The sequence below is a fragment of the Paenibacillus thalictri genome, assembly GCF_004307995.1.
GTDB classification, from domain to species: Bacteria; Bacillota; Bacilli; order Paenibacillales; family NBRC-103111; genus Paenibacillus_AF; species Paenibacillus_AF thalictri.
The window spans coordinates 210,803-236,150 of the sequence record NZ_SIRE01000015.1; the positions used below are offsets into that span (position 1 = coordinate 210,803).

At 48.9% G+C, this 25,348-nt stretch carries 13 protein-coding genes and 1 pseudogene; 1 reads left to right on the forward strand and 13 read right to left on the reverse strand.

Annotated features, from left to right (window positions below; genetic code table 11):
- Positions 1 to 14: 14 nt before the first annotated feature.
- The 5 genes and pseudogenes from EYB31_RS21490 to EYB31_RS21510 all read right to left on the reverse strand — a co-directional run bounded on the left by EYB31_RS21490 (position 15) and on the right by EYB31_RS21510 (position 5,979).
- Positions 15 to 1,256 carry an MFS transporter gene (locus tag EYB31_RS21490; RefSeq protein WP_131015459.1) on the reverse strand — a complete coding sequence of 414 codons (1,242 nt, stop codon included), beginning with the start codon at positions 1,254 to 1,256 and terminating at the stop codon, positions 15 to 17.
- A 44-nt stretch (positions 1,257 to 1,300) separates the two neighbouring features.
- Positions 1,301 to 1,981, reverse strand: a complete 681-nt coding sequence (locus EYB31_RS21495; RefSeq protein WP_131015460.1) for a 4'-phosphopantetheinyl transferase family protein — start codon at positions 1,979 to 1,981, stop codon at positions 1,301 to 1,303.
- A gap of 276 nt (positions 1,982 to 2,257) precedes the next feature.
- Positions 2,258 to 3,238, reverse strand: a pseudogene (locus EYB31_RS21500) (virulence RhuM family protein).
- Between the two features lie 154 nt (positions 3,239 to 3,392).
- On the reverse strand, positions 3,393 to 4,307 hold the full coding sequence (locus EYB31_RS21505; protein ID WP_131015461.1) for a ParB/RepB/Spo0J family partition protein: 915 nt from the start codon (positions 4,305 to 4,307) through the stop codon (positions 3,393 to 3,395).
- A gap of 16 nt (positions 4,308 to 4,323) precedes the next feature.
- Positions 4,324 to 5,979 carry a ParB N-terminal domain-containing protein gene (locus tag EYB31_RS21510; protein ID WP_131015462.1) on the reverse strand — a complete coding sequence of 552 codons (1,656 nt, stop codon included), beginning with the start codon at positions 5,977 to 5,979 and terminating at the stop codon, positions 4,324 to 4,326.
- Between the two features lie 551 nt (positions 5,980 to 6,530).
- On the opposite strand from EYB31_RS21510, the gene EYB31_RS21515 reads away from it, so the two are divergent.
- Positions 6,531 to 7,412 (forward strand): IS1 family transposase, encoded by an 882-nt coding sequence (locus EYB31_RS21515; protein ID WP_131015463.1) that lies wholly within the window; start codon positions 6,531 to 6,533, stop codon positions 7,410 to 7,412.
- 751 nt (positions 7,413 to 8,163) lie between these two features.
- On the opposite strand, the gene EYB31_RS21520 is transcribed toward EYB31_RS21515, so the two are convergent.
- From EYB31_RS21520 to EYB31_RS21555, 8 genes are all read right to left on the reverse strand, one after another.
- Positions 8,164 to 9,147 (reverse strand): SPFH domain-containing protein, encoded by a 984-nt coding sequence (locus EYB31_RS21520; RefSeq protein WP_131015464.1) that lies wholly within the window; start codon positions 9,145 to 9,147, stop codon positions 8,164 to 8,166.
- Positions 9,148 to 9,185: 38 nt separating this feature from the next.
- Positions 9,186 to 9,977, reverse strand: coding sequence for a TPM domain-containing protein (locus EYB31_RS21525; RefSeq protein WP_131015465.1), 792 nt, complete (start codon positions 9,975 to 9,977; stop codon positions 9,186 to 9,188).
- Positions 9,974 to 11,008 (reverse strand): TFIIB-type zinc ribbon-containing protein, encoded by a 1,035-nt coding sequence (locus tag EYB31_RS21530; protein WP_131015466.1) that lies wholly within the window; start codon positions 11,006 to 11,008, stop codon positions 9,974 to 9,976. The genes EYB31_RS21525 and EYB31_RS21530 overlap by 4 nt, the downstream gene beginning before the upstream one ends.
- 10 nt (positions 11,009 to 11,018) lie before the next feature.
- A complete protein-coding gene (locus tag EYB31_RS21535) occupies positions 11,019 to 11,705 on the reverse strand; it encodes a PspA/IM30 family protein (protein WP_131015467.1) in 687 nt (228 codons plus the stop codon).
- A gap of 682 nt (positions 11,706 to 12,387) precedes the next feature.
- Complete coding sequence (locus EYB31_RS21540; protein ID WP_240762693.1) at positions 12,388 to 13,512, reverse strand: P1 family peptidase; 1,125 nt, start codon at positions 13,510 to 13,512, stop codon at positions 12,388 to 12,390.
- Between the two features lie 914 nt (positions 13,513 to 14,426).
- On the reverse strand, positions 14,427 to 14,921 hold the full coding sequence (locus EYB31_RS21545) for an S-layer homology domain-containing protein (protein ID WP_240762700.1): 495 nt from the start codon (positions 14,919 to 14,921) through the stop codon (positions 14,427 to 14,429).
- 39 nt (positions 14,922 to 14,960) lie between these two features.
- A complete protein-coding gene (locus tag EYB31_RS21550) occupies positions 14,961 to 16,703 on the reverse strand; it encodes a sensor histidine kinase (RefSeq protein WP_131015469.1) in 1,743 nt (580 codons plus the stop codon).
- 942 nt (positions 16,704 to 17,645) lie between these two features.
- Positions 17,646 to 25,265 (reverse strand): InlB B-repeat-containing protein, encoded by a 7,620-nt coding sequence (locus tag EYB31_RS21555; RefSeq protein WP_476703871.1) that lies wholly within the window; start codon positions 25,263 to 25,265, stop codon positions 17,646 to 17,648.
- Positions 25,266 to 25,348: the final 83 nt, after the last annotated feature.

Consider the following 25,348-nt stretch of genomic DNA (forward strand, 5'->3'; position numbering starts at 1 on the left):
CTCCATCGCCAAATTCAAATCTCGTCTGCAATTCGCGGAATAAAAAGAACAAGCAAGGAAAGCACGAGCCCCCCGGCTCCATTCAGCAAAATAATATCCGTAATCGGCCACACGCTGGCCAAGTACCCGTTCAGCAGCAGCGAGAACGGAATGACGGCGAAGCATACCGTCTTCAAGATCGCGAAGAAGCGGCCCTTCATCTCGTCTGGTACGCCGTGTTGAAACAGGATCATCGACATTCCGTTCACGACGGCGAGTAAAGCCCCAAACAGGAACACACAGAGGAGCAGGGGCGCCATTCCACGGAAGGCACCGAGTCCCATGAACGCCAGGCACAGCACAGCCAGTACAGTCACATACAGCCCATAAATGCGTTTGTACCGCTTCACGAAGCTGAAGGAAACGAACGCCAGCAGCGCCCCGATCGACATCGCCAGCTCCAGAGCGGCCACCCAGGAGATGCTCTGATTCAGCACTTCTTTGACGACGATTGGGATGAAGATGACGATCGGCGAAATAAACAAATTCAGCGCCGAGAACAGGCCGAGCAGGCTGAAGATCGCTTTGTTCCCCCAAATAAACGAAAAACCACTTTTGAACTGATCTCGGTAAGATTCAGGTGCAGGCTCGTCGATGCTGGCGGATTGTGGAGGCAACGGGGTTCGAATCATGGCCACGAACAGCAGGGATACCACGAAGGTGAGCGCATTGAAGAAGAAAATACCGGATTGGCCGAGCACCGTGACAAGTACGGACACGCACAGCGCGCCGGCAATATTGGAAATCTCGATGACGGATGAATCGAAAGCCGCCGCGGAAGCCAAGTGGCGCTCGCTCGTCAGCTGCAGCAGCGAGCTGTTCGAGGCCGCTTCGAACAGCGGGATCAGCGCGGCGGCCAGGAAGCAGCAGCCGAACACGAGCGGCAGCGGCGTGTAGCCGATATAGAAGAGGAAGCCGAGGAGCAGGAACAGTAAGCAGCGGATTGCGTCCGCGACTATCATGCATCGTCTTCGATCGAAGCGGTCGACGAGGGGGCCGAGAAGCGGGCCGAACAGCACAACCGGCAGAAAGGTGAGCGCCATCATGACGCCGAGCTGCAGTTGGCCTCCGGCCGCGTTTGAGGAGATGAGCCACCAAGAGAGCGAGATCAGGAACACTTTATCCCCCAGCCCGGATACGAAACGGCCCACATACAATTTACGAAAGTCCTTATACAAATAAAATGGATGCTCGGAAAGCTTGCTCCAATTCGCCACTTTTCATTTCCCCTCTTCGATTAGCGATCCTTCATCGTTATGTCTCAGCCTTCCTTGGCGACAAGCTGCAGGAAAGCGCGCAGCATCGGCAATGTGTCGACCTTCTCCACCCGCTCCGGAAAATTACGCGATGCGCAGCAAACGGCGATTTGAACGTCCGGCTCGACGTTATACGATCGGACCGCCCAAGCTTCATCGCCACTCACCCGATCTCCCAGCACGCCGTAGGAAGGCAGCGACTCGCCGATCCCTTTGCCGGTCGCCTTGACATAGCTCTCCTTCCGCGTCCACAGCCGGTAAAACTCCCGGTCCCTCTCGAAACCCTCCCGCTCGAGCAGCGAGCGGCATTCATCGGTGGTGAACACGAGCCTGGCGACGCCAAGGTCGGCGCGCTCGACAATTTCGATATCGCAGCCGACCGGCTCCTCGGCAATGGCCGCGGCGACATAAATGCCGGCATGCGAGCAGTTGAAGTGGAAAGGGACGGGAAGCTGCAGCGCAGGCTTCCCCCATTCCCCAATTTGAAACGCGATGTCCCGATTGCGCAGCCCGAAGGCGCGCATCACGGTGTAACGGATGAAAATATCCGCCAGCATACTGCGGTCCCGGTCTTCTTGATGCCGGTACCGGAGCAGACGGCGTCTTTTGTCCGAATCTATACAAGCCAGCAGTTGTTCGCGGTATGCCGCCAGTTCTGCCGGTAAAGTCAACAAGGCCAGCTTCATGCTCTCTCTCGCCTTTTCTTGAAGTCATATTCAGAAAGTCCAGCCGAGCTAGACGGCTGATTCCTATGCAAATTATACCACCTATTTGTGTCAAGCGTGTGTCGTTTGCTCCTTGCTATATAGTTTTTGGAAATGAAAAAAATCCACAACCGTGTGGTTGTGGCCATGTGGAGACAAACCGTCCACAATTCGGCGGCGGGTTCTCTTAAAACTTCCTAGATGAACAATATTAAACCAAGCAGCCTCCCAAGAAAATCTATAGAGGTTAAATAGAACTTATTTTAACCGATTTCTTTTAATAAACTTGGTGAAATCATCGTCTTGATTTTGAAGTATATCAATCCGTTTGTTATTGTACTTTTCATATTGGGTAATTGCCAATTTTTCAGCAACTTCTTGCGAAACTTTCCCTGCATTAGTAAGGATTTCACGTTCATTAAATATTAAAAATGAATTCAACTTTTCAATCCAGTCCTTCATATACATAGGATTTTGTCGCTCTGCTTGGTCCTCAGCATAATCTAAATACATAGTTACAATGCGATTCATAGACTGCATTTCCTTGTCGGATAAGTAGTTTTTTGCAATCATGACATCAGACTTTCTAATCTTCTCACCCTACCAACTGGTTAACCCCATATTATCCTTCTCAGCATCTGCTCGTTCGGCAATTAATTCAGCCGCTGTATGCCCATGAATAGCAAAATGAAGTTTGTTCTGAACGGTCGAGAAGAATTCTTTAGACAATTCTGCTTGCGAATCATAATCAACTGATGTAGCATAAATATCCGTAATTTTGCGATAAAATCTTTTCTCTGATGCGCGGATTTCACGAATTCTTTGCAGAAGCTCATCAAAATAGTCTTGTCCAAAGTTGCGCATTTCCTTCAGACGCTCATCATCCATTGTAAAGCCTTTAACTAGGTATTCATTCAACCGTTCTGTCGCCCAGCGTCTGAACTGTGTACCTCGGTGAGAACGAACACGGTATCCGATGGAAATTATCATCTCAAGATTATAAAAAGATACTTCTCGTTCAACTTGACGTTGCCCTTCGTTTTGAACTATTCGGTTTTTCCGAATAGTTGCTTCTTCGTCCATTTCACCTTCTTCATATATACTTTTGATATGTTCATTTATTGTATTAACACCCTTCTGATACAATTTCGCAATTGCTTTTTGCGTCATCCAGACTGTACCGTTCTCTAACTTGACATCAATCTTAGTATTTCCATCCTCGGTCTGGTAAATTAGCATATCAGTATGGTTGTCCAATTTATTCACTCCGCTCCAAGCAGCATAATTCCTGCATTGTATAAATCCATTTTACCATATTCTTATCGCTTACAAATAAGAGGCAGCATACGAGGATAATGAACCTGATGGTATTAGCTAAAAACATCCTACCCGGCTATAAAACGTCTCTCAGTTCTTTTTGTTTTTTTAAAAGTTCCTCTCTAATAAGAAGTATCTGATTTAAAGTTTCTCTTGCATTTTTAATGGCACCAGTATTTAAGAGATTGATACTAGCTGCAATATTTTTCATTGTTGCTTGGTGAGATGAAATTTTTTTTATAATACTTGGTCTATTGCCATCGTCCAATCCCATTAAACAATCCGACAACTTAGTGTTGCTGTTCTGCAAAAAAGTCTTTATTTGTTCTTCCGTAGATTCACGAATAAATCTTTCATTTTTTAGGTCTACAACACGAACTGTTTTGCTTCCTATTTTTTGCAGCAACGTAGCTCTAATCATATCAGAACCAAAAAGAGCAACTAAGCTGGGTTTATGATGGGATAACTTGTCCAACCACCCAATTAATTGATATAACACCTTTACATTCAAGGTCCCTCTGATGAATCCCTTTTCAATTTCAGTGTGAGGGTAATATTCAAAGATCCTTATTCTTTCAGCAACCCATCTGTTACTTTTCCCCATCTTTTTAGAAAGCACCTCAAAAGAGCATTTTTCCCAAGCAATCCACATTCCATAAGTGTGCTTGGCCCATTCGTAGTCGGTCCAATCCTCTTTGCCTCCTTGCACACTCCACAGACGTTTTAATTCTTCCTCGAGTGTTTTTGGAGCTTCTACCAAAATAACTGGCAGCTCTTTAATTTTTAATCTTTTCGCTGCATAGTATCTCCGATGACCTGACATTATGATATATTTGGAGTCTTTCTCATAGCAAGTAATGCCTGTTTCCCAGCCTTTGCTTTTAATAATCTGCTGCATCTCTTTTGTCTTAAGAGCCATATTCCCCCTCGGGTTATTAGGATTGGGTTCTATCTCATTTATACTCGCCCAAATCATCTTAACATTCTCCAACTAGACCACTCTCCTTTTATATAAGGCTTTCCAGCTCCGCTTTCTTTCGTTCAATGCACGCTAACACTTCATCCACTTCTCCTAAAAGCTTTCTTGCTTCACTTTTCGTTTTAACCTTAATATCTCTGATTTCAGTAACAATTGCTGCTGAATTAATCTCGACAGAAAAAGTATCCGTTACGTTAACTTGATAATCATTCAACTTTTTATTAGTATTTATTAGAAAGTCTCGAATTACTTGAACAGTTGCCTTTGTCACAAAGGTATCGTGCACGAGCATACTGTTAAAGCACCTTGCCTCATATTTCTTTAACATTAACCGTCTTATATAGTGTTCGCCGCCTAATGCCTCCACCAAGTTGGGATGATATTTAGCAAGTCGCTTGATCCAAGTATAAATATATTCGAGCATCCTTACACTATACATTCGATTATTAAGCTTATCTTGAATCTCGCCAGGAGGATAGTATTCATAAACTCGAATTCTGGATCTAGCCAATCCTTTTGAAATACCCAGTTCACTCCCCAGGCTCTCAAACGAGTTTCTCCCTGAGGCGATCCATCTGTCATAGGTATATTTAATCTGGTCAAACGGACTCCACTCCACCTGTCCACCCTGTACGGAGCTAATACGTTCTAATTCCTCTCCTCTACTTTTAGGGGCCGCAACAAGGAATATTGGAATCTTTTCAAGTTTTAATTCGTTCGCTGCATGCCATCTCCTATGACCTGAGATGATTCTAAAATTATTTCCCCATTCGTAACAAGTAATAGGTTCATCCCAGCCAAATGACTCTATACGATCTTGTAAGTGTTCTGATTTTACAGCCGCATCTATTCTTGGATTCTCCGGGTTGGGTAGTACCTTCTCCAAAGGTACCCATCTCAGCTGTGCTCTCTCTTTTTCTTCACCATCAGCCAAATCAAAGTGATTTAAATTCATTAACCATCCCTCATTTCTAGTCAATATATGACTACAATCATAGCCACAGCAATTTGCGATCTTCTTCAGAATGTCATTTAATGTGTGATTTGATATTTTGAAGTGCCTAATAATATCCCTTACACTGAAACGATCCAATAACATTTTAATGACACCTTGTTCAATTACGGATAATTCCCCCACAACCTCTACACGAAATAAATAATCACGATTTTCCTCTGCTCCAATTAAATCAACAAGTTCTAAATCCTCGCTAGAATCGACATTTGATAGAGACTGATTGAGGGATTTTACGTTACGGATTCTGATATATTCTAGCCCTAGGTCAGCCATTTCCAGTGTGCAGTTAAAATAGTTAGCAATGTATTCGGGGGAATGATGCATCATACTTTCTTTATGAATTTTCGAAATAATTGAGTTTAATTCTCTAGTTGGACGAATATGGCTTATACTGTATATCATAAAATCTTTCATTCTCCCCTTAACGGTATGGCAAGCATAACTCCAAAAACCGTGAGTATTCTTGCTGCTGTCAAAACGTTTATGTGCCTCAAGCAGCCCAATATATCCTTGTTGAATCAAATCTTCTTTTAAATCTCTAGGGATCCCCCATTGATTACTAAGTTTACGCACCTCATTCTCTATCTGTTTTGAGTACCGCACAACCATATCAGCGACTTCATCTAACTCAGAATCCTTAATTTTTAAAATAGCGTTCACTCCTCTCATGAGATTAAGTAATAGGGATAAGCATTCTATTTAGATTGAATTTTCAGATATTTATTTCTAAATTGAAACTATTTTATTTGCAATTTGATTTAAAAGCTACCTTTCACAGTTAGTTATGAGGTAGCTTTTAAATCCTCCTACAGCATTTAGGAACACCCGCCATCGTGGCATTCAGTAAGGTTTTTCCATCCGACTAACGAGCGCTCCAAACACATCTTCCGCTTCAACCAATACCTCAACCCCTTATACTCCTGATAAAAAAACTGCATAATTGCCCGATCTTGCACAACATTATCCGTATTCATTTACTTTAGTTTAGGTACTCCTCGCAGCGACTGTACGGACAATCCCGCTCCTTTCATTTTCATAAACTAGGCCTCCTTCCCCGTCAAGATTCATAAATCTATCTTAATTCCGGCTTCCATCTATTTACAAGCAGGGACGAATGGAAGTCAAATGACAGCATCACTATGTTACAGTTTGTCGTTGCCAAGGCTGAGTGGATACGCTAATGTGAGGATAAGCTACCATTGAAGATGGAGGAATCCGGAATGAACGAAAGCAGTACACTAGATACACTTATGAAAATGCTAATGAAGTCTACAGGAGACAGGAAAAAACATATCATCAACGAATTTGAGCAAAAGTTTCAACTTCATTTAACACAAATTAGAGATCGGAAGAACCCATCTCACATCATCTGTCCTGGTTGCCAGCAGCACGGCCACGTTATTCTGTATGGCTACGCAAATCGTGGTAAAACCCGCCATCGCTTCCACTGCAAAAAATGCGAACGCCATTTCAACGACCATACCGATACCATTTTTCATAACAAAAAGCTCCGTAACCATCTCTACCCATTCCTCGAAATGATGCTTAACGGCATATCGATTCGGAAAACGGCGACCGATCTCGGCATATCCCCGACAACTGCCCATACCTGGCGTCACGCCATACTTCGTTACATAGAAAAGAATAAAGAGACCTTTATTGAGATCTTATCTAATGAGGAAATTATTGAATCCTCGACCAGTGAATTCAAGCCATCTCGGAAAGGCCTGCCTCGCCATCTTGACATCCCGTCCAATACGCAAGTTCTTCAGTTCCAGTGCAATCGCCAAAAGCAATTCTATCTAACCTACCTATCTGAAGGTGCAATCAAGCCCAAGAACCAACTCATTAAGGGGAAAATGTCCGTGGAACTTGCAGGTACGCCAATCAATACCCTGCAAACATCTTCCGCAGACCGCCTGTTGCATCATAGCCGCCATGTGACAGAGCTCAATCAGCAATTTGCAGACGCCTATCAACGAATGAGAGGGGTAGCCCAACCTTATTTGCTCAAATATGCCCTTTGGTACTGCCTTTGCGCCAAGCTATCGGGGCTCAATCCTAAGGAGCGTTTGCATTCATTATTGCTTTTATGCTTATAAGATTTTTTTATTGGAACATTATCCCTTAATAGAATAATTCATTTGAATAATCGCACATCACGTGCCACCAACGATAGAGTGTAACATGCCAACTACCGGAATTTCTCTTCTTGTTGAGTCACTAGACAGCCGCCGTACGGCAGTGTAAACTACTATTTCCTCCATTCCAAGAATGTGCCACTAGCCACTTCTTTGAGTACGAATGGGCAAAAACGGACACCAATCGGCGTCCGTTTCTAATCGTATATATGGAGGTGAGAGAGTATTGGAATGATCATCTGGCTTAACTTACTAACGTAGACTAATCACCGATGACTACCTTAGCGGTACATTTCAATACCGTGCTCCCTCCGCTCACGCTCCAGTCCGCGCGGACTAAACCCTCCAGGGGTTCTCCTCCTGCCTTTCACCATCATAAACAAAAGACATTCCGAAGGGTGTCTCTCCTATTCAGGAAGACGAAACGTGGCTTGGCAAACCCACAATCGCCGTCGCGTGATGTTGAGGTTGTTCGGGGGGTAACTTGACTCATTCGCTTGCTGCCACTGGCAATTCTATAAAGTCAATCACCAATCCAGCAGATCCGATCCTACCTTTACAAAATCAAAATGCTTAGAGTACACGACCTCTTACCATCGCATCCCGGTACCTTCGGAAAATAAAACTTTCTACTGCTTTTCATTATAGTACAAATGCTTAGCCAGTAATGTATGGGCTAGGACCTTCGAACATACTCACTTATCGACGCGGATTAACCGAGCTTTTGCCCGCAATTCGGGCAGAAGTTAGCCCCTTCGTTTTTCGTACCACAGTTAGGACAGAAGTTTGGTTTACTTCCCCCTTGAGAAGAAGGCGCAGGCGTGGGAGCCTGGTTCTGATTATGGCTCTGGTTCTGGTTCATATTTTTCATCATTTCATTTGCCATGTTCATGCCCATCATCATACCCGCCATATCCGAAGCCGCTCCACCGCCATGCAATTTACCAGAAGCCATCGCGTCGGTCATACTTACCTGCTGGTATTTCTGCAAGTTACCGATCATTTCATGAGAAGCCGTCTTCGTGATCATGTCCTGAATTTCTTGAGGATAATTAAAGCTCATCACTTGAAAACCCGTAATCGTCAATCCATTATCCAATAATTCCATATCCAGATCCTCACGAATACCTCTGGCAATATCGGATGCATTTGCCTGGAGATTGAACATATCCTTCCCTTCTCTGCTGATCCACTTCATTAACAGTTGATCCAACACAGAAGTGATACGGATTTTAATATCCTCAACAAGATAGCTGTCTTTCACCCCGGCAATTTTATCGATCAGTCTCACATAATCATTCACTTTAAAATTGAAGGTTCCGTTTGCGCGTATCGGCATGCCGCCTGGAAGCTGCGGAGTTGGGATCAGAACAGGATTCTGCGTCCCCCATTTGACGGTAAACTCCTTCGTATTCACAAATAAAACTTCCACCCTCATACCGCTGTTGAAGCCGAACTTAAACCCTTTTAAAGTCGATAGGAATGGAATGATCTGTGAATCGATATGATATTCCCCGTCATCCTGAAAGATCCCTTCGATCTTGCCGTTATTTACGAAAATGGCATCTTGACCCGGGCGAATAATTAGCTTACTGCCTTTCTTGATCTCCCGATTGCCCCACTTCCAAAAGATCATATCATCTCGAAACTCTTCCCATTCCACAACATTCGAAAATTGATTTGAGAAAAATCCCATATGAATACCCCTCTCCTTAGTTGAATACTCAACAACGATTAAAATTTGCCCCTACTGCCGCTATGCGAATGGCCGCCTCCAGTGATGCCGCCACCACCGCCGCCTCCCGATCTACCGCCAGAGTTTTTCTCAATTTTTTGCTTCGTGACTGTTGTTCGCAGGTACTGATCCTTCCGGTCTAGAATTCCCGAATGGCTTGCATCCTCATAGGTTTGCCGATTTACGGTGACGCGCCCGCCGGAGCGGTAAACCATCATCCCCACTACAATACCTCCGATAGCCAAGGCCCCTCCCAATTGAACCCAGATATTAAATAAAATGTTCTCCGGATTAACTCCCGGCTTGAATCCCATATATTTATAGGAAGTTTTAATATATTTTTCGAATGCCATCTTATAATTGCCGCTGGATAGATCAGATGTAATCTTGCTCCGTATTTGATCAAGCCTGCTATCGTCCAGGTACTGCTTAGCCTTATAAAACCCAGCCAAATAGATGTCGCGGTTTCTCATATCCAGTGTCAAAATGACTGCATTGCCATGAGGTTTGTCGAACCCGGGTCCATGCTCGTCATAAAAATCTTCCGTCATCTTTTGAACATCCACATTTTTGGCATTAGTAGAGGTAACGATGATGATATCGGTTTCCCTTTTGGCGCCGTATTGATTAGCCATCGTATTGAGCTCACGAAGCTCTTCAGGAGTAAGAAGCTTCGCATCATCATAAATCAACGTTTTCTCTTCTAACGCTGCTGCCATGATTTGAACAGGAACGGCCAAATAGACCACAAAAAAGAACAGAACCGCCAGAAACGCGCCGCGCCTTCTCAAAAGAACCCTCCCCCCATCATCCATGAGATTAATTTTAATGATAGGAAGGATACCCCGGAAATACCGGCAAACCAAGCTGCGACCTTCGTCTTGCTGATCGGAGGTTTACCGACGACCTTGCCCGTCTGACCGTTCATGGCAAACGTATACTCCAGTTTATTATAATCATAATGAACCACCCATACCGGAAGCAAACAATAATCTACGTTTTTTACTTTTGTATCAATGTTCTTATTTGTAAAAGTAGCAGTGGAGTATTCCGACACCGTTGACGAAATGGCAGATTCAATATACTCCCTGATCTTATTTTTCGCCCGCGGCAGCATCTCCGTATCTGTATAACTGTATTTCTCCGCAACGTAACCTGCCAGATAAGGCGTTTTAAAATGCTTCAGCTGATCATAAGGAAAAGGTTCCAGCTTATCCATCAGCGTATCATTCATCTTCTCCGACGAATCAATAGGCACCCGCAAATAATTCAATTGAAGCTTACGGTAGACGTCAAAATACTGCGTTTCCGTGTACCGGTAATCCCCGTCCGAATAAATTCTCACTCTCGTGGCATGACCGGTTGCTTCTACTTGGTTGTGCAATTCATATAACCAGAAGGGGACATACATTCCTGTCATACTTTTAATGCGGTCTGCGGTCATAAATCCGCTTGGTGTAAGAAGACCGTTTTTGCACCATTTTCGAAAAGCTTTCACCGCTTCCTCTTTGCTGATAGAAAAAGGAATGACCAGACCCGGAGCCAGCTTGCCGCTCAAGCGATCGCCGAGAACAACAGCCGAGCCGCAAAAGCTGCAAACCGTCGCCGCCGTTTCCGCTTCAGCCATAATAACAGCTCCGCAGCTCGTACAGTGATATTCATGAACCTGCTCTGTTGCATCTATTTGCTGCCCGTCAAGAGGATCAGCGATCTGCTCGATATTGTCCTTTCTTCCGCAGCTATGACACGATAACATCCCCGTTGCCGAGTCAAAAACCATGCCGCTGCCACAGTTCGGGCATTTATATTCAATAACATTCATCGACTCACCGCTATTCCTTTTTCATTTTTGCGCGGATTGCAGCCAGCTCATCCTCTGGACTGAGAGAACTCGCCGTATTTGCCTGTGCATCCGATTTTTTCTCCAGTTGTGCAAACAAGCTGTCCAGATCATCTTCTTTTGTTCCGGCCCTCAATTCAGCCAGAGCCTCCGCTTCATTTAACGCTTGATTGGCCCTTTCCTCCATCTCTCGAAAGGATGCCTGAACCCCTCCACCCGAATTCATCTCTTGCTGCAGCTTCGCAGCGGCCAGTTTCCCTTTAAGCTCTTGCCGCCGAGTCTCCAGCTGTCCGAGATCCGACATCAGCTTATCCTGCATTTGTTTCATGTTTGCAGCATGGGTGGAAGCAAGATCATATGCCGCCTGTAGCTCGGTTAACTTCTCGTTTAACTTTGTTTTCTTATCCAAGAACTTCAAAGCATCATCCTCATTGCCCGCTTCCACCGATTTCTCCGCATATCGCTGCAGCTTCTTGATCTCGGCATTGCACTCATCAAGCTGCGCCTTCGCTCTTCGTTCATCTGCAAGCACGGAAGCCGTTTCGGCTTTTACCTGCCCCAGATCGCTATTCATAGTCCGCATATATTCATCAATCGTCTTATCCGGATCATCGTTCCGCTCCAGCAATGAGTTGACATTGACCCTCATAATATCCCTTAGTCTCGATAAAATGCCCATAATACGCCACTCCCTTCACAATAGTCCTTCCCTTTAATAATACAATAGTTTTAGGGAAAAGATTTCGTTGAATTATACAGTATGTTATGTTATCCAAATATTGGAATATCATTATTTAGTACGTTTTAGTTAATCCCTTAATTTGGATATTTTAATAAATTTAAACAACTCCAGATTTAGCTAGATAGAGTTCATCTCCTTCGTCGCCTCCAAAGAAGATAGACTCGTCTTTTAAATAGTGCACTCGCTGCATAAATCAAAGTTATTTTGTCCCACTGTAATGGCAAAAATGGCACCGACATTATAATCGGTGCCGTTCACACTTTATGGAGAAAAGGAGAGTCAAACCCATATCCGAAGCTAACAACACATAGGGAATGTTTATGGCAACCTCTTTTTTCTAGTTTGAATCGTTACATGCTGCGACAGGTAATGCATTATGTTAGGAAGAGTTGCTTGTTTCTAACGGGATCGGACAAGTTAATGAAAGTCTTCTTAAACTGGTCATTATCGTTTTAACCTTTCATAACAAATGGTTGTTCGAGCTTCCCAGATTGATCTATATCAACATCCAGTTCGGTACAAAATCCATCGGGTTGCTCTAAGGACGTCAGAAGAGCGCACTGAATATGCTCTAAACTAGTTTCGCCTGTAATTGGATTCTCACCGCTGCGCCTGGTTACTACTTAGCAGTCTTGACTCCCTGAATAATAGCCTGTTCCAAAACAACCGCCGCAACGGTCCCCACCGCGGTTACGGCATTATTTCCGACCAATCCGCTGGTGTCGGTACCCGTAGCCAGACAAAAAATCGTATCGCCGTCGGCTTGAGTGTGCACAGGAGAAATGGCTCTGGCCATGCCGTCGTGAGCGAGTGTGGCCACCCGGCTCGCCTCCGCCTTGGTCAGTTTAGCCGTGGTAGCCACCACAGCTATGGTCGTATTTCTGCTTCGGCTGTCTGACGGAGGTTCTCCTTCTAAGATTGCCCGGGTCTGGTTGACGAAAGTGTCGTCCGGCTGCAGCGCTCCGGCAATGATCCGGTCATGTTCCCAGATGTCCCCGACGGCGTTGACGACCGCAATCGCGGCTACCCTAGGCCCTCCGGGAATTTGCCAGGAGGCCATTCCTACGCCGCCCTTCATCGGCCTGCCGTAGATTTTCCCGACCGTCGCACCTGCACCTGCACCCACGCTGCCCTCCGCTACCGGCCCCGCATTTGCCGTCTGGCTGGCAGCGTAGCCCATGGCCGCATCAGGCCTGCTGGCGCCTTTGGCATAAATAAGATCAAAGATGACTGCCGCGGGCACGGTAGGGAGTACCCCACCTTCCGTCTGAGCTCCGAATCCCCTTTCGGCGAGCCAGTCCATGACCCCCGCTGCTGCCGCCAGACCGAAGTTGCTGCCGCCCGTGAGAAGCACAGCCTGCACTAACTCCGTCGCCGTTCCGGGATGGAGAGCGTCGGTTTGTTCCGTTCCCGGAAAACCTCCCCTCACATCCACACCGGGAACGGCACCTTGTGGGCATAAAACGACGGTACAGCCCGTACGCTTACTTTCATCCTCTGCATGGCCTACCAGAATACCCGGAATGTTGGTAATCCCGCCGGAGGCTTCTCCCGCCCCGCCGATCAAACTGCCCGGACTCGGTCCGATTGGCCGCTTAAGAATACTTCTGTCGCTCTTGAAGCGAATTTTTACCCCATGTTTGAATGCGGATAAACACTTGCCAATGAGAAACTGCGATTTTTTCAGTTTTCGAACGGCAAGCTTCTTCTTTCGATGTCGTATCGCATGCCTTGCTATGCGCAAATTTTGAATAGCCCCATTGATCCGTCGGATGCTTCGTTGTCCCCGATGGTACACGCACGCTCCCCCTTTTTTTAGAAAATGATGAAAATTCATCTTAGTTCAGCGCTCCGTCGAATCTGACGACGATTAATCGATGACCAAGCGCCGCATATCAAACGCTTACCTTCATATTCTCGAATACGAATAAAACGAGATGTCGCACCGCATGGAGGCCGTTCGGGTAAACCGCCTCGCATTTGAACTGGCGGCAAGCCGGGCTCCGCGCATGTTTTCCAAACGCTCAAGACATTTGGTGTGGACAGTACTAGACGTAGGCAACGGAAAAAGTCGCCCAGCCGAGGTCACCTCGCCGGAATGAGCCCCAACGACGCCCTTAAACCCCGTTCGTACGGCTCAGGCGGTACAGGCGATTCGTTGAAGAAAATCTCACCCTTTGCTTCGAAACCGTCCACATTAAAGGCCAGGGGCGCTTAAGCTCGTCACCGCTTAGGGATGAGGGTTCTATCTTTGCTGAAAACGGAAGTTTTACCCAGAACCGATCAATCCGGTGGTGTTCGGGATTCAGAGCAATCGTATTTTCTTTGCATAGGTTATTACCCTCCTAACACTATGTTTATGAGCTGTGGGGAAATGTTCCTGTATGAACACACAGGGCATATTCACTAATTCCATTCCAGCGGAGGAGCCTGTTTTCGAAACAATAAAAAACCTTCATGAATTCTGAAGGGTATCGCTCATTTTTAAAAAAACGAGCTCAATTCATCTATGCAGCCATCAGTACTAAAACGCTCCATCCTACCATCCTCACGAACAACCAGAGTACTGCTCCAAAAAAAATCCCTTCCAGCATCTTGAATATCCTGCTGGGAAGGGATGATGAGTCATATTTCAATTGCTCGGAGGATATTCTCCACTTAAATCAGACCAGAATATTGCAGCAGTCTCTGAATAATTGTTGCAACTTCGGCTCTGGTCATGCAATCCTTCAGTGCGAGCTCAGTAGTGCTTCTTCCTGATACAACGCCAGCTTGCACACTATCCGCAACGCTAGTTTGCGCCCATACAGATACTTCTGCCGCGTCTCTAAACGGAAGAAGCGCTTCATCCGCCAATTGAACCGGCAGCTTGGCTTTCAGTCCAGTGATCTTCATCGCTTTGGAGAGGATAACCATCGCCTGTTCCCGCGTGACCTTGTCCATCGGACGGAATGTACCGTCTTCAAAGCCCTCGATTAAGTGGTACGCATACGCAGTGTTGATCGCGCTGTTATACCAATCCGCCGTCTTCACATCCGTGAATGACGTTACTCCATTCTCAAGTTTGAGTCCCAATAAGCGCACACCTTCAATTTGGGACAACAACCGCTTCAGGATAATTAACATAGCCTTCTCATCATCAACCAATATCACTCTCAATACTCTCACCCTAACCAGTAAGCACCGAGCGAATTATGAAATAACCCGTGGCAATGAAAAATAAAACATGCTTCCTTCCCCCGGGGCGCTGTTCACCCCTATTTCTCCTCCGCTTCTCTGCACAAGCTCCTTGCACACGAGCAGACCGATTCCGGTTCCGCGTTCCCCTAAGGTTCCTGAGAATGACCCCACAGGAGCGCCTCCGAACAGCAGCTTCATTCTTTCCGGTCCGATTCCGACCCCGTTGTCTCTGACCGTAACGACGACTTTTTCATCCGTTTCTTCCGCATCAACGCATACAACACCGCCGGGTTTTGTATACTTGACGGCGTTAGAGAGCAGATTGCGTAAGATCAAACTAACCGCCTCTCTGTCCGTACACACCTGAATATTGTCCCGAACCTCATTGCGGATACGGATATGCTTGACTTCGCTTTTGCTTTGCAACAGCTTGGCGGCTTCCTGCACAACAGAAGACAGGACGATTGAACGCGCATGAAGGGTCATCCCGCCTCTTTGGCTGCGGGCCCATTCCAGCAAATTTTCCACCATCGCATACGCGTTCGTCACCTTCTCCTTGACGGCGTCAAATACTTCGCCGCTCTCCTCGCTTAGCCGAGGCCTTTCTTCTTCCAGCATTTCCGTCAAATTCAGCAATACGGCCAGCGGATCACGTATGTCATGGGAAACGATGGCGAACAGCTCGTCCTTGAGGCGATTCAATTGCTCCATCTGCTCATAGCGCCTGCGATTCTCCGTGATGTCCGACATTACGGATACCGTGCCCAGCTTCCTCTTGCTGGCGGAATGCAAGGGGACAACCTTGACCGTATAAACTCTACTCTGTTCCTTCTCGCCGATTTCAATTTCAAGCTCGTCCTGCTGCATGCGTTCGCAAGCGTTTCGCCACTGCGGCCATGGAGCAAGGAGCTTTTCGATGCTCCTCCCGGCCAATTCGGCTGAGCTTACAGCCCTCCCGGCGAACAATCGGCGAGCCGACGCATTGCTGTCGATCACCGCGCCTGTTTCATCTGCTACGAGAACCCCGTCCAGCATCATTTCGACGACTTGGTCCTTGGCAATGGGAAGGGTCTTTAACAGCTTGTACTTAAAAATCGCCAAAAACAGGCACAGACCCATGATTCCGTTGATAACTGCAGTATACAGGCCCCATAATATTGGCGGCAACGGATTGACCAGCCCTACAATAACCCACAATATGGGAAGCGTTACGGATAGCCAAATCCATACCATTTGCTTGCGCGCCAGCGAACCGGATCTCCCGGAGTAGACGCCCAAATAACATAACGCTGCAAACAACGCCATAAAACCGAATATATTCAAACATACGGATAATCCCGTACTGGAAAATGTCAGCACGTCTTCCTGCAGCTTGATGTCATAGCGGAGCAGATGATGGTACGAGTCCGTCCATATGAGCGACACCCATAAGGCGAAATATATTAGAATTGCAAATATTTTACTCGATCTCAACAACCGCTGCTGGCCAACGTATTCCAACACAAAAAACAGAAAATACGGAATTGTGAAAATGTGGGCCGATTGATTGAAGTTAAACCAATACAGTTTTTCCGTTAATGTATCGCTAATCCTCTCGAAAATGGACCCGCACGAATTTAAAGAGTCAAACAGCATAACCCATGCCAAATAACGAGCTCCATGCTCGCGTCTGTTCTCATAGGCATAGATTCCGATAAATACCGTAATCACGGTCGAAATCGCCATTACCACCAGATCAATGGTCAAATAGGTCATAACCGGGGCCTTCTCCCGACATCAGTATTACTGTTTGTTATAATACTAGAGTTTATAAGTTTTGAGCGGAGCTCAAGAGGGCTAGTATTGCAAGAAAGCTATCGCTAAAACACGAATGTACTTCTTCGAAAGCGCTTCGATCAGGAGCTTTTCTCATTATTCTAGCATAAGTCAGAAGTATTGCACATACGGTGACATAGAGGCTGTCAATCAACTGTAAATTAACATACGAAACTTAATTGGATTTTCGCTGTTTTGGAGCAGACGTGGTGCCGAGCGTATTGTTACGCAGTTTGAAGAGGAGAGATACTGTTTACCTGAATCCGTGGCCTTTGCTTGTTAAAAAGGTATAGGGAGTATAAGGAAAATTCCGCATGCAAAATAGAAAGATTAAGAAAACATGCAACTGCAAAAAAACCTCTAGTTCCTGCGCTACACAATACCTTGACGCTGCTGCAGAAACCCCTGAATGGAAAACAATTCTATTTAAGGAATCAGATGGATTAATCCGGAAGGTGCACCGCCCGCCGAGGTCAGAATTTACAGCCGCCGCCAGGATCAACCATATCGTCGCGGTAGGCTCAACCGGCGCGAACTTCATTTATTCAATAGCTTTTCGCGTCCCCTCATAAACTGCCGCACGCCCCTCTTCGAAAACAGGAATAACGTTCAGCCTTTAACCACGTCAACGAGATCAGCCATTTTGCCCTTATCCATCGAATACGACTTTGTTATTCAGCACAGTCCCAAGCTTTGGGCAGCGTGTGGGGCTGGTTACTTTTCGTTTTTTGCAGCATAACCCTTCTCCAGGATTTGGCGGCCGCATCGCATTCTTACCAATCCGGTGCTGAAACGCTTTTCGATGTTGATATGCATGTTGTCCAACTTCAAAAACAAGGCTGCTTTGAATTTGACTTCAAAGCAGCCCTGCAACAATTTCATTTACTTGCTCTTTTGCGCCAGCATCTTCAGCAGAACCGAAACCGCCTCTGCCCTCGTAGTCTTAGCTACAGGAGCAAATTCGTCGGCGCCTTTGCCTTCGATAATGCCAAGCGTTTTCAGGGTCGCCACTGCGCCCTTCGACCATGCTGGAATGTCCTTGTCGTCCGCGAAGCCTGTTGCCGTTGTCACTTCAACGGACTGTCCCAGCGACTTGGCGATCATCACGGCCATCTCCGGGCGAGTAATTTCGGCATCCGGACGGAAAGTGCTGTCCTCATAACCTGTAATGATGCCTGCATGTACCGCCTGTGCAACGGACTTCTGTGCCCAAGAGCCGATCTTCGCCGTATCCGTGAACGTCAGCGTTTCTGCGTTTCCTTGCGGCTTCAGCACATTCATCAGCATAACTGCAAATTCCGCGCGCGTCACGGTATGATCCGGCATGAAGGTGCCGTCCGGATAGCCGCTGACGATGCCCATGCTTACCGCTTGCTTAATATTGGCCTCTGCCCAGTGTCCCTGGATATCGCTAAAATTCGTTACGTTTGTTTGCAGTCCAGGCTTCTCCTCGGTTTTCGCTTTGTCCGAGGCCAGCACGGCAAATTTGGTGAAATGGCTCACCGAGCCGGATGCCGTTCCCTTCGCTTCGTCGACTTTCAGGTTATCCAGCTGCACCCACTTGCGGGTTTGCTCGTTCAACCAATATACACCTGCTGTCGACTTCGTAAAGTCTATCTTCATCTTGTCAAAAGGCAGCGTAATGACGACCGGTTTGCTAAAATCCCCATCCATGTCTTTTTTGATCTCGTACACCTCGCTTGCCAGCTGCAAAGCGCTCTCTAGGACGGGCAGGCTTGAGGTATCGCTTACTTGATTTATCGTCATTGTAAAGCTGCTCGCCATCGCTCCGGCCGGCACCTCAATGGTGACTCCGTTCAGCGTTGCCGTACCGCCAGTGGCGGCCGCAATCGTTGCAGAGTTGGTTGCGGCGCCACCATGACCGCCCGATGTGCCTGTGCTTCCTGTGCTCGTAGAAGCGACTTTCGTGTAGCCGGCGAACTGGGTAAAGTGCTTCGTCCAAATGACAAGGTCATTGCCCACCGTAATGACTGCGTCTCCGCCGGCAGCAATTTCGTTATCTGCCGCTGTCTGAGTATCTGCCGTAATCGTCCCCGTAATTGGCGTAAATACGCCATTTCGCACATAGCCGGCTGACTTGCCCCCTTGGTCCGGGACTAACAGACGCACCGCCTTGTCGAACGTTAAGGGGATATCTGCCGCTCCGACTTCAATAACGAAGCTAACGCTGCCGCCACTAACCGTTACGCTGCTGGCACTTTGCACCTGCGGCATCTTAATTCTGCCATTCCAGTTGGCGGGAGCTGTGATGGTTGTGCCGGAAGGTATCGATACGCCCACATTCCCCAGCGAGGTAGCCGCCTGCACTTCCATTAATGGCAGCGTCGCTTCCATCGTCGACCCTACTATTGTCGTTGCGACACTCACCTCGACATTAGTTGCGCCCGAAGGAACAGTAATGCTGACCGGTTCCGTCGTCACCTGGATCGGAGTGCCAGAGCTGGCGTTGATGACTGCAGCTCTAGTCACGTTTACGGTGTACGTCTGCGTGGTTATTCCGTCTTGCGCCGTCACGGACACGGTAATCGGATTGCTGCCCACATTGAGAGCCACCGCGCTCGACGCCTGCCCGCTCGCCACAGTTGTTCCGTTCACCGTTATTACGGCGCTGCTGTCGGCGGAGCTCGGCGTTACCTTAACGCTGCTTATGCTGTTCCCAACGCTTGCAGTATAGCTCGTTATGCCCTCGGCAAATGCCGGGCTTAATGTGCCGCTCGAAAGCGCCAATCCGCTCAATTTTGCATTGCTGGATGCGACCGGTGTTGCAGCTGCCGGCTTCGCACTGACTTCGTTGGAGTAGCCGCTGGTTCCTTCTGTGCTGTTCGCCTTTACCGCAAAGTAATAGGTCATCCCGTTTGTCAGGCCTGTTGCCGTATAGCTATAAGTCGCACCGCTCACTGTCGCGATGGGGGTTGAGCCATAGGCACCGGAAGCCGTCCCCGCATAGACATTGTAGGTGACAGTTCCTTGTACACCGTTCCAAGCTAACGCAACTTGCCCGTTCCCGGCGTTTGCTGCAAGCCCCGTAGGCGCCGCCGTGGGTCCGGAAGGCGAAGCCGTATTGACGGTGACCTTGGCTACTCGGCTTGCTGCTGCTGCTGTCTTACTGCCTGTCGCGCTGCTGTCGGTGTTCGTCACCACGACGTAGTAGTACGTCGTTCCTGTAACTGTGGTCGGTGCTGCATAGGACGCGCCCGTTGCCCCGTTAATCGGCGTCCCGCCAATGGCGCTGTTCGTCGCGCTGCTGTACCACTGGTTGCTCAGCGCGGCTCCTCCGCTGGCCGATACGGTCAGGGTAGCGCTGCCTCCTACATTTACTGTTTGATCCGCTGGCTGCGTATCAATGCTCGGCACTGCGGCGCTGGTCAGCGCGTTTACAGTCACCGTGCTTGTCGCCGACTTGCTTCCGTCTGCCGTCGTCACGAGAATCGTCGCCGTTCCGGCCGCTACCGGCGTGACCACGCCGCTGCTGTCCACCGTCGCTGCCGATGTATTGCTGCTCTCCCATGTTACATTTTTGTTCGTTGCATTGCTCGGCAATACGGTCGCGGTCAGCGCAGCTGTGCCACCTCCCACCGTCAGTGTCAGTGCATTCTTATCCAGCGTCACTCCCGTCACCGGTACCGTCGCCCACTTCGCATACAGCGTCGTATCTCCGGTAACTGCGCTGTTGAAGTCAAACGCTGTCGCCAAACCGCTCTCACTGTACCAGCCGCCAAAGGTGTACCCGCTCTTCGTTGGCGCGGCCGGTTCGCTCGCATACGTGTTGTAGGTTACCGTCTGGCTCGTTACCACCGATCCCCCATTACTGGTGAAGCTTACCGTATAACTGTTGATCGTCCATTTCGCGTACAACGTCGTATCGCCGGCAATCGCACTGTTGAAGTCGTACGCATTCGCCAAGCTGCTATCGCTGTACCAGCCGCCAAAGGTGTACCCGCTCTTCGTTGGCGCAACCGGTTCGCTCGCATACGTGTTGTAGGTTACCGTCTGGCTCGCTACCACCGATCCCCCGTTGCTGATGAAGCTAATAGTATAGCTGTTGATCGCCCACTTCGCGTACAGCGTCGTATCGCCGGTAATTACGCTGTTGAAGTCAAACACTGTCGCCAAACCACTCTCGCTGTACCAGCCGCCAAAGCTGTAACCCGTCTTCGTCGGCACAATCGGTTCGCTCGCATACGTGTTGTAGGTTACCGTCTGGCTCGCTACCACCGCCCCCCCGTTGCTCGTGAAGCTGACCGTATAACTGTTGGTCGTCCACTTCGCGTACAGTGTCGTATCCCCGGTAATCGCACTGTTGAAGTCGTACGCATTCGCAAATCCGCTATCGCTGTACCAGCCGCCAAAGGTGTAGCCAGTCTTCGTTGGCGCGACCGGTTCGCTCGCATACGTGTTGTAGGTTACCGTCTGGCTTGCTACCACCGATCCCCCGTTGCTGGTGAAGCTGACCGTATAACTGTTGGTCGTCCACTTCGCGTACAGTGTCGTATCGCTGGCAATCGCGCTGTTGAAGTCAAACGCTGTTGCCAAGCCGCTATCGCTGTACCAGCCGCCAAAGGTGTAGCCCGTCTTCTTTGGCACAATCGGTTCGCTCGCATACGTATTGTAGGTTACCGTCTGGCTTGTTACCACCGATCCCCCGTTGCTGGTGAAGCTGACCGTATAACTGTTGATCGTCCACTTCGCGTACAGCGTCGTATCCCCAGTAACCGCGCTGTTGAAGTCGTACGCTGTCGCCAAGCCGCTCTCGCTATACCAGCCGCCAAAGGTGTACCCGCTCCTCGTCGGCGCAATCGGTTCGCTCGCATACGTATTGTAGGTTACCGTCTGGCTCGTGACCTCCGATCCCCCGTTGCTGGTGAAGCTGACCGTATAACTGTTGACCGTCCACTTCGCGTACAACGTTGTATCCCCGGTAATCGCGCTGTTGAAATCGAACACAGTCGCAAAACCACTTTCGCTGTACCAGCCGCCAAAGGTGTACCCGCTCCTCGTCGGCGCGACCGGTTCGCTCGCATATGTGTTGTAGGTTACCGTCTGGTTCGTGACCTCCGTTCCCCCGTTTCCGGCGAAGCTGACCGCATAGCTGTTGATCGTCCACTTCGCGTACAGCGTCGTATTGCCGGCAACCGTGCTGTTGAAGTCATACACCGTCGCCAAGCCGCTATCCCTGTACCAGCCGCCAAAGGTATACCCGCTCCTCGTCGGCACGGACGGTTCACTCGCACTCAAACTATAGGTTACCGTCTGACTCGTTACCTCCGATCCCCCATTGCTATTGAAGCTGACCGTGTATCTGTCGATGGTCCACTTCGCGTACAGCGTCGTATCGCCGGTAATCGCGCTGTTGAAATCGAACGCATTCACAAATCCGAGCTCCCTGTACCAGCCGCCAAAGGTGTACCCTTCCCTCGTCGGCACGGACGGTTCGCTCGCGTTCGTATTGTAGGTTACAGTCTGGTTCGTGACCTCCGATCCATAGTTGCTATTAAAGCTAACCGTATAGCTGTTGATCGTCCACTCCGCGTACAGCGTCGTATTGCCGGTAATCGCGCCATTGAAATTAAACGCATTGGTCAAATCGCTGTCGCTGTACCAGCCCGCAAAGGTGTAGCCCGTCTTGATTGGAGCAGTTGGCTCTGCGGCTGTGCCGTTGATGTCTACCGTCTGGCTCGTTACCGCCGATCCTCCGTTGCTGGTGAAGCTGACCGTATAGCTGATGGTCGCCCACTTCGCATACAACGTCATATCGCCGGTAATCGCGCTGTTGAAGTCGAACGCATGGGTCAAACCACTGTCGCTGTACCAGCCTGCAAACTGGTAATCGGTCTGTGTCGGCGCGGTTGGTTCTGTTGCCGCGCTGCCGCCAGACACATCCTTGCTGGCGACCACCGAACCCCCGTTGCTGTTGAAGCTCAGCGTATATAGTAATCCTAACTTTCGTATCCGGTTATTCGTTGTATCCGCTATATAAAGTACCCCGCCGCTGTCTACGGCCACGCCTTGTGGACTATTCAATTTAGCCGCAATCGCGGCACCCCCATCTCCCGAATTGCCGGGAGCACCCGTCCCTGCAACGGTGCTGATCGTCCCCGAAGAATCTACTCTCCGTATCCGGAGATTCCTTGAATCCGCGATATAGAGATTTCCGCTGCTGTCTACTGCCACACCATTTGGCACATTCAATTGAGCCGCAGTCGCGATACCTCCATCTCCAGAGTAGCCAGCTCCCCCCGCCCCGGCTACGGTGCTGATCGTACCTGTTACATCCACTTTCCGTATCCGGTTATTTTGCGAATCCGATATATACAGATTCCCGCTGCTGTCTATGGCCACGCTATAAGGCATATTCAATTTAGCGGCAGTCGCTGGACCTCCATCTCCGGAATATCCACTATCCCCCGTTCCGGCAACGGTGCTGATCGTCCCGGACGCATCAACTTTCCGTATCACATGATTAAATGTATCCGCGATATAGAGACTCCCATCGCTGCCTACCGCTATGTTGCCTTGTGGAAAAAACAACTCAGCCGCTGTCGCGGCGCCTCCGTCTCCGGAGTATCCACCAGTCCCTGTCCCGACAACGGTGCTGATGTTCCCGGACGTATCGACTTTCCGTATGTCGCTATTACCATCCACTATATAGAGATTCCCGCTGCTGTCTACAGCCACACCACTTGGAATCCACAATTGAGCGGAAGTCGCTGGACCTCCATCTCCGGAATATCCACCAGTCCCTGTCCCGGCAACAGTGCTAATCGTCCCGGACGTATCTATTTTCCGTATCCGGTAATTAGCTAAATCCGCGAAATAAATATTCCCGCCGCTGTCTATGGCCATGCCAGCAGGATTGAGCATTTGAGCCGCAATCGCGGCGCCTCCGTCTCCAGAGTAGCCAGCCGTTGTCCCGGCAACGAGGTCGATGGACAATCGGACCCACTTCGCATACAGCGTCGTATCGCCGGTAATCATGCTGCTGAAGTTAAATGCATTCGTCAACTCACTGTCACGATACCAGCCGGCGAATGTATAACTGGCCCGCGTCGGAGAGACGGGTTGTACTGCCGTGCTATTGTAGTCAAGCGTCTGGCTGCTTACCGTTGAACCGCTATTGCTGTTAAAGGTCAGCGTGTACTTGTTCACCGTCCATTTTGCATACAGCGTCGTATCCCCGGTAATCGCGCTGCCGAAGTCGAACGCATTCGTCAAACCGCTATCACGGTACCAGCCAGCAAACGTGTAACCGGCCTTTGTCGGCGCGGTTGGTTGTGCTCCAGTGCCGTTATAATTGATCGCCTGGCTATTCACTGCTGAACCGCCATTGCTGTTGAAGCTCAGTGCGTAGGATAATCCCATTTTCCGTATTCTGTGGTTAAACGAATCAGCGATATAGAGACTCCCTCTGTTGTCTACCGCCACGGCAGCCGGGTTATTCAACTGAGCCGCAGTCGGGTCGCCTCCGTCTCCCGAATAGCCGCTAACCCCCGTTCCGGCAATGGTGCTGATGTTCCCCGACGCATCCACTTTCCGAATCAGCCTATTCCCTTGTTCCGCGATATAGAGATTCCCGTTGCTGTCTACGGCCATCTCCGTTGGACCGGAGATTTGAGCCGCAGTCGCGGCGCCTCCGTCTCCAGAATAGCCGGATGTCCCTGTCCCGGCAACGGTGCTGATGTTCCCGGACGTATCGACTTTCCGTATCCGGCTGTTACTTAAATCCACTATATACAGATTTCCTGCACTGTCTACCGCCACGCTTAGTGGACTATTCAATTTAGCCGCAGTCGCGGCGCCTCCGTCTCCGGAATAGCCGCCGGTCCCCGTCCCGGCAACGGTGCTGATCATTCCGGACGTATCTACCTTCCGTATGCGATGGTTACCATAATCGGCAATATAGACGTTCCCATTGCTGTCTACAGCCACGCCAGACGCTCTACCCAGTTTTGCCGCAGTCGCGGCGCCTCCGTCTCCAGAATAGCCATTAACCCCCGTCCCGGCAAAGGTACTGATCGTCCCGGACGTATCGATTTTCCGTATCCGGCTATTTAGTGAATCTGCTATATAGAGATTCCCGCTACTGTCTAGCGCTACGCGTTTCGGACTATTTAATTCAGCTGCAACCGCGGCTCCTCCATCTCCAGAGTAGCTGGCTGTCCCTACGCCGGCAACGGTGCTGATTACCCCGGACGTATCGACCTTCCGTATCCGGTTATTTGCCGCATCCGCTATGTAGAGATTCCCGCTGCTGTCTACGATTAGGCCAAATGGAGTATTCAATTGCGCATCTAGCGCGGCGCCTCCATCTCCAGAAAAACCGGCATTACCATTCCCGGCAACGGTATCAATGGACAGGCCTGCCGCGTGGGCTGTTTTTCCCGTACCCATAACAGGGATGAGCAGCATGCTTAGCAAGCATGCAAGAGCTATCCTTCCCGGCCTGGCTAACCAGAACATTAGCCTGGACTTGCAAATTTCCATTTACATATACACCTCTTCATTTAATTAGTATGATTACAATCAGCGATATTGCGACTATTGTCGAATTGCGCCAATCTAGTCCT